The organism is Sphingomonas sp. RIT328 (assembly GCF_000632225.1).
GTDB lineage: Bacteria > Pseudomonadota > Alphaproteobacteria > Sphingomonadales > Sphingomonadaceae > Sphingomonas > Sphingomonas kyungheensis.
On the sequence record NZ_JFYV01000001.1, the window covers coordinates 17,482 to 30,436 of the forward strand.

The following is a 12,955-nucleotide window of genomic DNA, read 5'->3' on the forward strand; positions in this document are numbered from 1 at the left end:
GACGACACTGTCCCTACCGAAAGGAGCCTTAGCCATGGCATTCGAACTGCCGCCGCTGCCGTATGACTATGACGCGCTGGAGCCGGTCATCTCCAAGGAGACGATGACCTTCCACCACGACAAGCATCATGCCGCCTATACCGCCAAGCTCAACGAAGGCGTCGCCGCCGACGCGAGCCTCGAAGGCCTGTCGATCGAGGACATCCTCGGCCGCATCTCGTCGCTGCCGCCGCTCGTCCGCAACAATGGCGGCGGCTATTGGAACCACGACTTCTTTTGGAAGATCATGGCGCCCAAGGGTTCGACGCAGCCGTCCGGCGCGCTCAAGGACGCGATCGACGCCTATGGCGGGCTCGACAAGCTCAAGGAGGATTTCAACACCAAGGGCGCGGGCCAGTTCGGCTCGGGCTGGGCCTGGGTGATCAAGGATTCGAGCGGCGCGCTCAAGGTGACGTCGACGCCGAACCAGGACAATCCGCTGATGGACGATGCCAAGGACAAGGGCACGCCGATCCTCGGCAATGACGTGTGGGAACACGCCTATTACCTGACCTACAAGAACGATCGCCCCGGCTATCTCAAGGCGTGGTGGGACATCGTCAACTGGGACGAAGCCGGCAAGCGTTTCGACGCGGCGTAATTCCCAAATTCCTCCCCGCTAGCGGGGAGGGGGACCAGCCGCAGGCTGGTGGAGGGGGGCTTCCGCAAGCGATGCGCTGCGTGAAGAGCCCCCTCCACCACCGGCTTCGCCGGCGGTCCCCCTCCCCGTGCCGGGGAGGATTATTCCGGCGGAATGCCCGCTTGCGGGTCTTCGGTATTCAGCCCGTGCCTGAGCAGCATCGGCACGTTGGCGAAGGCGAACAGCAGGGTGAGCGGGATCGCCCCCCATAATTTGAACCCGACCCAGAAATCCCAGCTCGTCGTCCGCCACACCGCCTCGTTGAGCGCGGCCATCGCGACGAAGAATAGCGCCCAGTTGCGCGTCAGCTTGCGCCAGCCGACCGCGTCCAGCCCCGGATAGGCGGTGCCGAGCAGGCCCTGCAGCAACGGCCGGCCGGTGATCAGCCCGAAAGCGAGCACGGCGGCGAACATGCCGTAGACGAAGCTCGGCTTCATCTGGATGAACTTGGGGTCGTGGAACCAGACGGTCAGCCCGCCGAACACGACGACGAAGCCGCCCGAGATCCACAGCATCGGCGACACCGCGCCGAGCTTCGCCTTCGATACCGCCATCGCGATCACCGTCGCGACGACGAAGGCGGTGGTGGCGACGATCACCTTGGCGATCACCAGCGCACCGGCGCGGTCGAGATCGGAGAGGAAGCCGGTGCCCGCCGCGACCAGCTTCATCGCCAGCGCCGCGGGGAAGAGGAAATTGACCGCGAAGAAGACGAGCAGCGGACCATATTCGATGCCCATCCGCAGGCCGGGGGAGGATGGCCGTGCCGCGGTCACTTGCGCGCCCCCTGATCGACGCCGGCGATGATCCGTGCCACCTCATTGGCGTCGAACGGCCGGAGGTCGGTCATCCCCTCGCCGACGCCGATCGCGTGGATCGGCAGGCCGTATTTCTCCGCCGCGGCGACCAGCACGCCGCCGCGCGCGGTGCCGTCGAGCTTGGTCATGACGAGGCCGGTGACCCCCGCCACCTCCTTGAACACCGCGATCTGGCTGAGCGCATTCTGGCCGGTGGTCGCGTCGAGCACCAGCACGACGTCATGCGGGCTCGCCGGGTTGATCCGGCCGAGCACGCGGCGGATCTTGGCGAGTTCGTCCATCAGCTCGCGCTTGTTCTGCAACCGGCCGGCGGTGTCGACGATCAGCACGTCGATGCCGGTCTCGGTCGCCTTCTTCACCGCGTCCCAGACGACGCCCGCGGCATCGCCGCCCTCCGGCCCGGTGACGATCGGCACGCCCACCCGGTCGGCCCAGGTGCGCAGCTGGCCGATCGCCGCGGCGCGGAACGTGTCGCCTGCCGCCAGCATCACGCCGTAATCCTGTTCCATCAGCAGATGCGCGAGCTTGGCGATCGTCGTCGTCTTGCCCGATCCGTTGACGCCGATGACGAGGATCACCTGCGGCCGCGGAAACGCCTCGATCTCGATCGGGCGGGCGACGCGGGCGAGCGTCTTCTCGACCTCCTCGGCGACGACGAGGCGGATGCCGAGCTCCTCCATGTTGCGCTCGAACGTCCCCTCGGCGAGGCGGGTGCGGATCTTGCCGGCGGTGTCGGGGCCGAGGTCGGAGGCGATCAGCGCCTCCTCGACCTCGTCGAGCGTCGCCTCGTCGAGCCGCGCGCCGCCGAGGCCGGCGAGATTGCCGACCAGCCGGTCCGACGTCTTCTTGAATCCGCCGAGCAGCCGCTCGTGCCAGGTGGGGGTGGTGCTCATATCATCGTCCCTAGCAGCTGGGTGTCGGTGGCGGCAGTGATGCGGACCGCGACGATATCGCCGGGGTTGCGGGTGACTGGACGCGAAAGCGCGGCGCTTGCGGAGGCCTGCCCTTCGACCGGCTCAGGGCGGCCGGGGGAGGGGGGCGCGGTGTCTTCACGACTGCCACCGCCAAAGTCCCCATGATCCGTCAGGGCTGAGCCTGTCGAAGCCCGGCCGTCCCCGTGCGCGACGCCGATCGGCGCAAGCGACACCTCCGCGAAATTTCCCGCATGGCCGCGGGTCCCCGGCCGTTCGAGCAGCACCTGCTGCACCGTGCCGACCTGCCCGTCGAGCCATGCCGTCCGCCGCCGCGCCGCCGCGGCGCGCAACCGTTCCGCCCGCGCCTTGATCGTCGCCGGGGCGACCTGCGGCATACGCGCCGCCGGCGTGCCGGCGCGCGGCGAATAGGGGAAGATATGGCCGTGGACGATATCGGCATCGTCGATCAGCGCGAGCGTGTCGGCGAACATCGCGTCATCCTCGGTCGGGAAGCCGGCGATCAGGTCGGCGCCGATCGCGAGATCGGGCCGCGCCGCCTTGAGCCGCGCCACCGTCGCCACCGCCTGCGCGCGGCTGTGGCGGCGCTTCATCCGCTTGAGGATCAGGTCGTTGCCCGCCTGGAAGGAGAGGTGGAGATGCGGCATGATCCGCGCCTCGCCGGTGATCAGCGCCTCGAGCCGCGCGTCGATCTCGATCGAATCGAGCGACGACAGCCGCAGCCGCGCCAGCGCCGGGACATGGCGCAGGATGCGCGCGACCAGATGCCCCAGCGTCGGCGCGCCGGGCAGGTCATGGCCATAGCTGGTCAGATCGACCCCGGTCAGCACGATCTCGCCATGGCCCGCGTCGACCAGCGCGGCGATCCGGTCGATCACCGCGCCCGCCGGCACCGACCGGCTCGGCCCGCGGCCGAACGGGATCGCGCAGAAGGTGCAGCGATGGTCGCAGCCGTTCTGCACCTCGACGAAGGCGCGGGCGTGGCCGGTGAAGCTCGCGGCGAGATGCGGCGCGGTATCGCGCAACTGCATGATGTCGCCGACCACGACGGGGGCGAGGCTGTCCCACGCCGCGCGCGACAGTTTCTCGCCATTGCCGATCACCCGGTCGACCTCGGGCATCGCCGCAAAGCCCTGCGGGTCGATCTGCGCCGCGCAGCCGGTGACGACCAGCTCGGCGTACGGCCGGTCGCGCCGCGCCCGGCGGATCGCGCTGCGCGTCGCCTTGACCGCGGCGTTGGTCACCGCGCAGGAGTTGACGACCACGGTATCGCGCCCGGCGACGAGCGTCCGGATCGTTTCGCTCTCGGCGATGTTGAGGCGGCAGCCGAGGGAGATCACCTCTGGCGCGGGAGCAGGCATGGCGGGCGATTTAGTCAGTGATGGAGCCCAAGTCCATGACATGGCGACGGCGGTCCTCGACTTCTGGTTCGGGCTGACCAGCGAACAGCAATTCGCCAAGGACGACGCCCTCGACCGGACGATCGCCGCACGCTTCGCGGCGATGCGCGATGGCGTGCTGCGCGCGCGGGCGGAAGGCTGGCGCGACGATCCCGATACGCTGCTGGCGGCGATCATTCTGCTCGACCAATTCTCGCGCAATCTGCATCGCGGCGCGGCGGAGGCCTATGCGGCGGACGGCCTTGCGCGCGAATTGACGCACACCGCGATCGGACGGGGCTGGGAGGGGCGCTATCCGCCAGAACGGCGCGTCTTCCTCTACATGCCCTTGATGCATGCGGAGGATCTGGCGGAGCAGGACCTGTCGGTGACGAAGTTCGAGGCGCTGGGGCTTGCGGATAACATCGCCTTCGCACACGATCATCGTGACGTGATCGCAGCCTATGGACGCTTCCCGAGCCGCAATGCCGCGCTGGGACGCGAATCGACCGATGCGGAACGCGCCTATCTCGCCCGGCCGGATGCCGGCTGGTAGGACCAAGCGGCCACTCTTGCCTCCATCGTCACTTTCGACTAACAGCGATGCACGTTCCTCCACGGAATGCGATCGATGAAGCGCCCATGGGTGCACGCTGGCCGGCGAGGTTTCGCCCGCCGGCGTCTTTTGCGTTGCGTGGCATGATAAGGGTTTCGAGGCGATGTTCGACAGTCTGAGCGACCGGCTTGGCGGCGTATTCGACCGCCTGCGTGGCCGTGGCGCGCTGACCGAGGCCGACGTGCGGACGGCGATGCGCGAAGTGCGCGTCGCGCTGCTCGAGGCCGACGTCGCGCTGCCGGTCGCGCGCCAGTTCGTCGACAAGGTGACCGAGGAAGCGGTCGGCCAGAACGTGCTGCGCTCGGTCACGCCGGGGCAGCAGGTCGTCAAGATCGTCAACGACGCGCTGGTCGAGATGCTCGGCGCCGACGCGTCGGAGCTGGACCTCTCCGTTACCCCGCCCGCGGTGGTGATGATGGTCGGCCTGCAGGGCTCGGGCAAGACGACGACCACCGCCAAGATCGCCAAGCGCCTCGCCGCCGGCGTCGGCGGGCGTGACCGCAAGAAGGTGCTGATGGCGTCGCTCGACGTCAATCGCCCCAATGCGCAGGAACAGCTCGCGACCTTGGGCACGCAGGTCGAGGTGGCGACGCTGCCGATCGTCCCCGGCCAGCAGCCGGTCGACATTGCCCGCCGCGCGCTCCACGCCGCCAAGCTCCAGGGCTATGACGTGCTGATGCTCGACACCGCCGGCCGGCTCCACGTCGACCAGGCGCTGATGGACGAGATGAAGGCGGTGGCGGAGATCGCCACGCCGCAGGAGATCCTGCTCGTCGTCGATTCGCTGACCGGGCAGGACGCGGTCAACGTCGCGCAGAACTTCTCCGAACAGGTGCCGCTGACCGGCGTCGTGCTGACCCGGATGGACGGCGACGCGCGCGGCGGTGCCGCGCTGTCGATGCGCGCGGTCACCGGCAAGCCGATCAAATTCGCCGGCACCGGCGAAAAGATGGACGCGCTCGAAGCCTTCCATCCCAGCCGCGTCGCCGGCCGCATCCTCGGCATGGGCGACGTCGTCAGCCTGGTCGAACGCGCCGCCGAATCGATCCAGCAGGAAGACGCCGAGCGGATGACCGCGCGGCTCGCCAAGGGTCAGTTCGACATGAACGACCTGCGCGGCCAGCTCCAGCAGATGCGCCGGATGGGCGGTCTCGGCGCGCTCGCCGGGATGATGCCGGGGATGAAGAAGGCGCAGGGCGCGCTCGCCACCGCCGGCGGCGACAAGATGCTGATCCACATGGATGCGATGATCGGCTCGATGACCGTCAAGGAACGGACCAAGCCTGAGCTGATCAACGCCAAGCGCAAGATCCGCATCGCCAAGGGATCGGGCACGACGGTGCAGGAGGTCAACAAACTCCTCAAGATGCACCAGGAAATGTCGACCGCCATGAAGAAGATCAAGAAGATGGGCGGTCTCAAGGGCATGATGGCGATGCTCGGCAAGGGCGGCATGGGCGGCCTCGGCAATGCGATCGGCGGCGCCGGGCTCGGTGACATGATGGACAAGGCCGGCGGCGGCCTGCCCAAGGGGCTGCCCGGCCTCGGCGGCGGCCAGGACGGCATGCCCAAGCTTCCGCCCGGTTTCGAAAATCTTCTCAAGAAGAAATAACACCTTTTACGCAAACGACTTAGAACGAAGGAAGATTATAATGGCACTCAGCATTCGCCTGTCGCGTGGCGGCTCCAAGAAGCGTCCCTATTACCGGATCGTCGTCGCCGACGCGCGCAGCCCGCGCGACGGCAAGTTCATCGAGAAGATCGGCAACTACAACCCGCTGCTCGCCAAGGACGCCGAGAACCGCATCGTCCTCGACGCCGAGCGCGCCAAATACTGGCTGTCGAACGGCGCGCAGCCGACCGACCGCGTCGCGCGCTTCCTCGACGTCGCCGGTATCCGTGAGCGCGCCGCGCGCAGCAACCCCAACAAGGGCAAGCCGGGCGAGAAGGCGACCGAGCGCGCCGAAGAGCGGGCCGAGAAGCTGAAGGCGCAGGAAGAGGCCGCCGCCGCCGCTGCCGCCGCCCCGGCCGAAGAGGCGCCTGCCGCCGACGCCGAGACTGCCGAGGCGTAAGCATCGAAGCCGGCCATGGTGCGTTGATAGCCTCTCATTCCGAGGAGTTGACGCATCATGGCCGCCGAACCCGATCCCCGTACCGCCGCCGACGAATCGACCGACGCGGCTGCGACCGACGATGCCACCAATCAGGGCGTCTCGGCCACCGAACCCGCAGAGGGAGACGATGATGCCCCAGCAGGAGACGGCGGATCGCCGGGCTGAGCCCAGCGTCACGCTCGCGGTGGTGATCGGCGCGCACGGCGTCAACGGCCAGGTGCGCCTCAAGGTCTTCGCCGAGGATTTCGGCAGCTACAAGAGCTTCAACCAGGGCGCGCTGACGCTCAAATCGGCGCAGGCCGGTAACAACGGCCTGATCGTCCGATTCGCCGAAGTCGCCGACCGCAACGCCGCCGAGGCGCTGCGTGGTACCGAATTGACCGTGCCGCGCTCGGCGCTGCCGCCGCTCGGCGACGGCGAATATTATCATGCCGATCTGATGGGCCTGCCGGCGGTGTCGACCGACGGCAGCGCGCTGGGCCGTGTGGTGCTGATCGAGAATTTCGGCGCCGGCGACGTGCTCGAGATCGAGCGGCCCGACGGCAAACGCTTCATGGTGCCGATGAACGCCGACGCGGTGCCCGAATGGAACGCAGACCGGCTGGTGGTGACCGCCGACTTCGTCGAATGACGCGGTGGCGGTGACGGGCGCAATCGGCCCAAGCGATCTGTCCTATAGTCCCCTGACGGGCTATCCTCGCGCACGCTCTTTCTAATGTGAGTCGCTCGTAGCGCAGGAATCGAAACGATCGCAGCGGATCGTTTCCGTTAAGGTGTCCAAGTTGTCCACGTCAGCGGGCTGACACGATCGCCGCGACACCCGCGCCGCGTGCCAAGCCGTCCCGTATTCCCGCGCAGGCGGGAATCCAGTGGCCAAGCAGAACAACGGCTTACCGGGTGAAGACCACAAGGATGCCGCCGCGCGGGAGCACTGCGAAGAGGCTCGGCGGCACCCAAAGCGGGCCGCGGCCTAGGGCGTTCGGTCACTCAAACGTGGCGTTACCCGAAGCGCACCGTCGCCCAAAGCGCTGCGTCAATCCAGACGTGTTCCGGGGTCCACCGTTCCGCAAAGTTAACGGCTTACGCTCCCGCGGAACCGTGGATGCCGGAACAAGTCCGGCATGACCAAGGGTGCAAGGGTCTCGCCTTAGCGCGGGCCAGGCCAAGGCCACCACCTTTCCCAACCGCCCATACCGGCGGAGGCCGGGGTCCAGTCGGGCGAACCTCTAGACGGACTCACGCCACCCGCCTGACTTCGCCACGGACAGCGGATATGCAAAAGACCCGCCCCAGCCGCCGCGCTACCCTCGCAGGAACGCCGCCGGCGGCGGACCCGGCCATCACCGCCGGATCGGCTGTCGCTCGGCGAGCGTGTTGCGGATCGTCGTCGCCGCGACCCCGGCCTCGCCCATCGCATGGCTGATCTGGTCGAGCCCCTTGACCACGTCCCCCGCCGCGAACAGCCCCGGCACGCTGGTGCGTTGGTGATCGTCGACCTCCAGGCAGCCGTCGCCATTCGCCCGCGCCCCCGCCGCCACCGCGAGATGCGAGCGGATACGCGATCCCAGCGCCGGATAGACGCTGTCGAACGCCATCCGCCCGTCCGCCGTATCGAGCGCGAGACGATTGCCCTCGATCTGCCAATTGCCGCACGGACCGGCGACGCGCGCGATCCCCGCCGCATCGAGCCGGGCGACGCATGCGGGGTCGAGCCGATGCTCGGCGTCCGGCGCGATCAGGGTGATGTCGCGGCTATAGCCGCGCAGGAAGATCGCCTCGCGCATGCCATGGTCGCCGGTGCCGATCACGCCGACGCGCTTGTCGGTCACCTCATAGCCGTCGCAGATCGGGCAATAGCGGAACAGGCCGCGTTCGAGCGCCGGGTCGTGCACCTCCGGCAGGATGTTGGGCCGGTGATTGACCACCCCCGTCGCCAGCAGCACGGTGCGCGCGCGATACCGGCCGTGATCGGTGACGATGGTGAAATCCTCGCCGTCTGGCTCGATCGCGGTGACCTTCTTCTCCTCGCGGTGCGCGCCGTAACGCTCCGCCTGGGCGAGCATCAGCCCCAGCAGGTCCTTGCCGGCGATGCCGTCCGGATAGCCGGCATGATTGTGCGTGCACGGGATCATCGCCGCGCGGCTCGACCCGCTGTCGAACAGCCGGATCGAAAGGTGAAAGCGCGCCAGATAGATGGCGGCCGTCAGCCCGGCGGGGCCGGCGCCGATGATGATGCAATCGTCGGTCACGCTTGAAGGCTCAGCTGCATGTATATACGTCCCGTAGATACGGAGATTGGCATGGCTAACGAATATCGCGCCAAGGTGTTCAAATCAGGAAATTCGGTTGCGTTGCGCTTACCCAAGGCGCTGGGTCTGAAGGAAGGGGACGAGATGATCCTGCGGGAGGAGCGCGGGGCCTTCGTGATCGAGGCTGCGCCGCCTGTGCGGAAGAAGATCGACCTGACCGGCATCTACGGTTCCTGTCCGGGATTGAAGCCCTTGGCACCGGAAGACCGGATGATGGAGCCGCGTGACCTCGATTGGGCCGGGGCGCTGTTGCAGCGTGACTGATCTCCGGGTCGCACCCCGTTTCCTGCTCGACTCGAACATCTGCATCTACCTGCTGGAGGCGCTGTCGGACCGTGCGCGTCACCGGGCGGAATCATGTGCCTTGGGTGAGGTCGTCACCTCCGCCGTCGTCTATGCCGAGGTGCTGCGGGGCGTCGATCCGGCGGACGGCCATGCGATGCGCGCCATGCGTGCGTTCTTCGATCTCATCACGCCGCTGCCGTTCGATACCACGGCCGCCGAGGCCTATCAGCGACTACCCTTCCGCCGCGGCCGGTTCGATCGGCTCATCGGCGCGCATGCGCTGGCGTTGCGGCTGACCGTCGTCACCGCCAACGTGTCGGATTATGCCGATATCCCCGGCCTCTCCGTGGAAAACTGGACCCAATGACCTTCGCTGCGACGATCCTCACCCTCTACCCCGAGATGTTCCCCGGGCCGCTCGGGGTATCGCTCGCCGGGCGGGCGTTGCGCGAAGGGGGGTGGCGGTGCGATCCGGTCCAGATCCGCGACTTCGCCACCGATCGGCATCGCTCGGTCGACGATACGCCGGCGGGCGGCGGTGCCGGGATGGTGCTGCGCGCCGACGTGCTCGCCGCCGCGGTCGACAGCGTCGCGGACGACCGCCCGATCCTCGCGATGACGCCGCGGGGGCGGCCGCTCTCCCAGGCCAAGGTCCGCGCCATCGCCGGCGGTCCCGGCGTCATCATCCTGTGCGGCCGGTTCGAGGGCTTCGACGAGCGCATCTTCGCCGGCCGTGCTATCGAGGAGGTGTCGATCGGCGACTATATCCTGTCGGGTGGCGAGATGGGGGCGCTGGTGCTGCTCGACTCTTGCATTCGGCTGCTCCCCGGCGTAATGGGCGCGGCTTCAAGCGGTGTGGACGAGAGCTTCGAAACGGGGCTGCTCGAATATCCGCAATATACCCGACCATTCGATTGGGAAGGGCGCACGATCCCCGAAGTGCTGCGATCGGGGGATCATGCGAGGATCGCGGCTTGGCGCAAGTCGATGGCCGAGACCGATACACGGCTAAGGAGGCCGGATCTGTGGGAGCGCCACGAGGGCGCTCGGGTCCGACCTCCCTCTGGCGCGCGGCACGAGAAGGACTGATGCGATGAACCTGATCCAGCAGCTCGAAGCCGAGCAGATCGAAAAGCTGACCGCGAAGCGTGCGATCCCCGAATTCCGTCCCGGCGATACGCTGAAGGTCGGCGTCAAGGTGGTCGAAGGCGAGCGGACCCGCGTCCAGAATTACGAAGGCGTGTGCATCGCCCGGTCGAACAAGGGCATGGGCTCGTCGTTCACCGTGCGCAAGATCAGCTTCGGCGAGGGCGTCGAGCGCGTCTTCCCGCTCTATTCGCCCAACATCGATTCGATCGACGTCGTCCGCAAGGGTGCGGTGCGTCGCGCGAAGCTCTATTATCTGCGTGGCCGTACCGGCAAGTCGGCGCGTATCGCCGAGCGTCGCGACACGCGTCCCGCCAAGGGCACCGTCGCCGCGGAATAATCCGTCGGTTCGGTGGAAAAATAAGGGCGTGGGAGGCTTCCTCCCGCGCCCTTTTCGCGTCAGCGGTCGGCGGCGGTGGCCGGGCTGCGCAGCAGCGCGGCGAGCGATGCGGCGGCGCGGCGCTTGGCCGCGAGCAGCCAGCGCGCCGGAGCGAGCGCGGCGATCGGCTGCGCCGACAGCGCCAGCACGACGATCACCGCGCCGATCGACGCGCCGGTCAGCGCGCGCACCCAGCGTTCGCCGCTCAGCGGGGCGCCGCAATGGAGCAGCGCGACGGCGAGCAGCGCCGCCGCGCCGCCGCGCAGCAACCATAGCTCACCACGGCTCGCCGTACCCGCCTCGCGGCGGAAGCGGAACGAGGCGCCGGCGAAGAGCAGCCAGGCGGTGGCGGAGAGCAGGATGGTCTCAGGCATGGATCGTCTCGGTCTGGCGGATACGGCGCGCGGCGGGCCGCGGCGGTCGGCCGGCGCGCCAGCTGGCGACGCCGAAGAGGATGGCGATGGCGAGCATCGCCAGGTCGAAGGCAGCGAACAACGTGTCGTCGCGCAGCAGCGAGCCCGGTAGCCCGCGCCCGGTCGTCACGGCATTGGCCAGCGGGATCGCGGCGAAGGCCAGTGCGCCGAGGGCGAAGCCCTCGCGCCAGGCGCGACGCGTCGGCCGCGCGAACTGGAGCAATGCCACCACGCCCCAGGTCCAGAACATCGCCGCGACCTCCCGGTCGGCGCGGCCGGGCAGATCGGCGGGGATCAGCCGGTTGGCGAGCAGGAAGGCGGCCATGCCGATCGGCAGCCCGACGATCGTCGCGATGTTGAGCCGCTCGACCAGCCGCAACCCGAAGAAGGGGGCGGCATTGGGGCGTCGCCGTGCCGCGGTCCACAGCAGCAGCCCGGTGCCGACCATCGCCGCGCCGGTCAGCCCGAGTCCGAACAGGGTCCAGCGCAACGCCGGCCGCGCGAATTGCGCGACGTGGAGGCCCAGCATCACCCCGGCGGTGGTCAGCGCCGGCCCGGCGTCACCGCTCGCCGCGATCAGCCGCCCGGTCGCGCCGCTGTAGGTCAGCGTCGGTCCGCGCGCATTGAGCGAGGCGCGGGGCGAGCGGTAGATGGTCACCGCCGCGGCGGCGTCATTGGGGTTGCGGATCGTCACGATCGCCGCCGGCGCGTGCCACCGGGCTTGCGCATCGGCGATCAGCGGCGCGACCGGCACGAGCGGCGCGGCGCGGCCCGCCGCCGCCGTCTCGGCCGGATAGCGATAGGCCGCCTGCGCGAAATCGGCCGGCTTGGCGTAGTTGCTGAGGATCGGATAGGGCATGTACATCACGACCAGCGTGATCAGCCCGGTATAGGTGATCACCGCGTGATAGGGCAGCGCCAGCACCGCCGAGACGTTGTGCGCGTCGAGCCAGCTGCGCTGCCCCTTGTTCCAGCGCAGCGTGAAGAAGTCGGCGAAGATGCGCTTGTGCGTCACCACGCCCGAGATGATCGCACCCAGCATGAACAGCGCGCACAGGCTGGCGAGCCAACGTCCCCAGGGATAGGGCAATTGCAGCTGGAAGTGGAAGCGATAGAAATGTTCGCCGCCGCGGGTTTCGCGGCCGTGCACCGGCTGGCCCGTCACGCCGTCGAGCGACAGTTCGTTGGGGCGATTGTGGCCCGTGTCGGCGGCCTTGGCATTGGGCGTGATGAAGACGCGGGTGACCGGCTCGCGGTCGGTCGGCAGCGAGAGGTACCAGGCTTCGTCGTCGGGACCGACCGATTGCAGATAGCGGACTGCGCTGGTCGCCGCGACCCCGGCCGGGACGGCATGCGCATCGACCTCGGGCTGCATCCAGCGGGTGATTTCGGGGCGGAAATAGCTCGCCGTGCCGGTCAGGAACATCGCGAACAGCAGCCAGCCGGCGACGAGGCCGAGCCAGCCGTGGATCCACGCCATGTTGCGCCGGAGCGAGCCGTTCACGCGCGCACTCCGAGCCACCAGAGCAGCGCGGCGCAGAGCAGGGCGCTGCCCCACACGCCGGCGAGAATGCGGCCGAGCCGCGGCTCGTGGAAGCACCACAGGGCGATCACCGGATAGAGCAGGATCGACAGGATCAGCGCCCAGCCGGTCGCCTCCGCCCGGTCGATCGGCAGCAGCCGCGCCGACAGCGCCGAAAGCCCCGCCGTCGCCGCATAGCCGCCGATCAGCGCGGTGAGGCAGCGCAGCACCATCGGCCAGCGCGCCTTTGACACCGCGGGCGTGGGGCAGGGCGGGGTCGCCTTCATCAGCATAGGGAGCGGGTCGTGCCGGCCATGCCGGTCGTATAGCCCGTCTTGCGAACGCCTATCAATAGCGTATTTC

The 12,955-nt window shown here is 68.5% G+C and carries 17 protein-coding genes; 10 read left to right on the top strand and 7 right to left on the bottom strand.

Going from position 1 to position 12,955, the window contains the following annotated elements; genetic code table 11:
* Positions 1 to 34 precede the first annotated feature (34 nt).
* Positions 35 to 640 carry a superoxide dismutase gene (locus BW41_RS00115; protein WP_037530117.1) on the top strand — a complete coding sequence of 202 codons (606 nt, stop codon included), beginning with the start codon at positions 35 to 37 and terminating at the stop codon, positions 638 to 640.
* Between the two features lie 140 nt (positions 641 to 780).
* Here BW41_RS00115 and BW41_RS00120 read toward each other — a convergent pair whose 3' ends face one another.
* Genes BW41_RS00120 through mtaB form a run of 3 tightly spaced genes read right to left on the bottom strand, consistent with a single transcriptional unit; the run spans position 781 to position 3,790 of the window.
* Positions 781 to 1,419, bottom strand: a complete 639-nt coding sequence (locus BW41_RS00120; protein WP_037530120.1) for an inner membrane-spanning protein YciB — start codon at positions 1,417 to 1,419, stop codon at positions 781 to 783.
* A gap of 32 nt (positions 1,420 to 1,451) precedes the next feature.
* The gene (ftsY, locus tag BW41_RS00125) at positions 1,452 to 2,390 is read right to left on the bottom strand and encodes a signal recognition particle-docking protein FtsY (RefSeq protein ID WP_037530122.1); all 939 of its coding nucleotides are present in this window, start codon (positions 2,388 to 2,390) and stop codon (positions 1,452 to 1,454) included.
* Positions 2,387 to 3,790: a tRNA (N(6)-L-threonylcarbamoyladenosine(37)-C(2))-methylthiotransferase MtaB gene (gene mtaB / locus BW41_RS00130; protein WP_037530124.1), complete on the bottom strand. Its 1,404-nt coding sequence runs from the start codon at positions 3,788 to 3,790 to the stop codon at positions 2,387 to 2,389. Before mtaB ends, ftsY begins: the two co-directional genes overlap by 4 nt.
* Before the next feature lie 40 nt (positions 3,791 to 3,830).
* Here mtaB and BW41_RS00135 point away from each other — a divergent pair, with 40 nt between their 5' ends.
* The 5 genes from BW41_RS00135 to rimM all read left to right on the top strand — a co-directional run bounded on the left by BW41_RS00135 (position 3,831) and on the right by rimM (position 7,169).
* A complete protein-coding gene (locus BW41_RS00135) occupies positions 3,831 to 4,364 on the top strand; it encodes a DUF924 family protein (protein ID WP_037530126.1) in 534 nt (177 codons plus the stop codon).
* 163 nt (positions 4,365 to 4,527) lie between these two features.
* Positions 4,528 to 6,036: a signal recognition particle protein gene (ffh, locus tag BW41_RS00140; RefSeq protein WP_037530128.1), complete on the top strand. Its 1,509-nt coding sequence runs from the start codon at positions 4,528 to 4,530 to the stop codon at positions 6,034 to 6,036.
* Between the two features lie 40 nt (positions 6,037 to 6,076).
* Positions 6,077 to 6,496: a 30S ribosomal protein S16 gene (rpsP, locus tag BW41_RS00145; RefSeq protein WP_037530130.1), complete on the top strand. Its 420-nt coding sequence runs from the start codon at positions 6,077 to 6,079 to the stop codon at positions 6,494 to 6,496.
* A gap of 57 nt (positions 6,497 to 6,553) precedes the next feature.
* Positions 6,554 to 6,703, top strand: a complete 150-nt coding sequence (locus BW41_RS21405; RefSeq protein WP_200870313.1) for a hypothetical protein — start codon at positions 6,554 to 6,556, stop codon at positions 6,701 to 6,703.
* The gene (gene rimM / locus BW41_RS00150; protein WP_037530134.1) at positions 6,669 to 7,169 is read left to right on the top strand and encodes a ribosome maturation factor RimM; all 501 of its coding nucleotides are present in this window, start codon (positions 6,669 to 6,671) and stop codon (positions 7,167 to 7,169) included. Before BW41_RS21405 ends, rimM begins: the two co-directional genes overlap by 35 nt.
* A gap of 709 nt (positions 7,170 to 7,878) precedes the next feature.
* Here rimM and BW41_RS00155 read toward each other — a convergent pair.
* On the bottom strand, positions 7,879 to 8,787 hold the full coding sequence (locus BW41_RS00155; protein WP_051583133.1) for an NAD(P)/FAD-dependent oxidoreductase: 909 nt from the start codon (positions 8,785 to 8,787) through the stop codon (positions 7,879 to 7,881).
* A gap of 51 nt (positions 8,788 to 8,838) precedes the next feature.
* Here BW41_RS00155 and BW41_RS00160 point away from each other — a divergent pair, with 51 nt between their 5' ends.
* From BW41_RS00160 to rplS, 4 genes are read left to right on the top strand one after another with little or no spacing between them, the layout of a single operon-like run.
* Positions 8,839 to 9,111: an AbrB/MazE/SpoVT family DNA-binding domain-containing protein gene (locus tag BW41_RS00160; protein ID WP_037530773.1), complete on the top strand. Its 273-nt coding sequence runs from the start codon at positions 8,839 to 8,841 to the stop codon at positions 9,109 to 9,111.
* Entirely contained in the window at positions 9,104 to 9,499 is a 396-nt protein-coding gene (locus tag BW41_RS00165) for a type II toxin-antitoxin system VapC family toxin (RefSeq protein WP_037530139.1), read from the top strand. The genes BW41_RS00160 and BW41_RS00165 overlap by 8 nt, the downstream gene beginning before the upstream one ends.
* The gene (trmD, locus tag BW41_RS00170) at positions 9,496 to 10,221 is read left to right on the top strand and encodes a tRNA (guanosine(37)-N1)-methyltransferase TrmD (RefSeq protein ID WP_037530142.1); all 726 of its coding nucleotides are present in this window, start codon (positions 9,496 to 9,498) and stop codon (positions 10,219 to 10,221) included. The genes BW41_RS00165 and trmD overlap by 4 nt, the downstream gene beginning before the upstream one ends.
* 4 nt (positions 10,222 to 10,225) lie before the next feature.
* Complete coding sequence (rplS, locus tag BW41_RS00175; RefSeq protein WP_037530145.1) at positions 10,226 to 10,618, top strand: 50S ribosomal protein L19; 393 nt, start codon at positions 10,226 to 10,228, stop codon at positions 10,616 to 10,618.
* 59 nt (positions 10,619 to 10,677) lie between these two features.
* Here the strand turns inward: rplS and BW41_RS00180 are convergent, their stop codons facing one another.
* Genes BW41_RS00180 through BW41_RS00190 form a run of 3 tightly spaced genes read right to left on the bottom strand, consistent with a single transcriptional unit; the run spans position 10,678 to position 12,885 of the window.
* Entirely contained in the window at positions 10,678 to 11,031 is a 354-nt protein-coding gene (locus BW41_RS00180; RefSeq protein ID WP_037530148.1) for a hypothetical protein, read from the bottom strand.
* Positions 11,024 to 12,574 (bottom strand): PepSY-associated TM helix domain-containing protein, encoded by a 1,551-nt coding sequence (locus BW41_RS00185; protein ID WP_051583134.1) that lies wholly within the window; start codon positions 12,572 to 12,574, stop codon positions 11,024 to 11,026. Before BW41_RS00185 ends, BW41_RS00180 begins: the two co-directional genes overlap by 8 nt.
* Positions 12,571 to 12,885, bottom strand: coding sequence for a hypothetical protein (locus BW41_RS00190; RefSeq protein ID WP_051583135.1), 315 nt, complete (start codon positions 12,883 to 12,885; stop codon positions 12,571 to 12,573). The genes BW41_RS00185 and BW41_RS00190 overlap by 4 nt, the downstream gene beginning before the upstream one ends.
* Positions 12,886 to 12,955 lie beyond the last annotated feature (70 nt).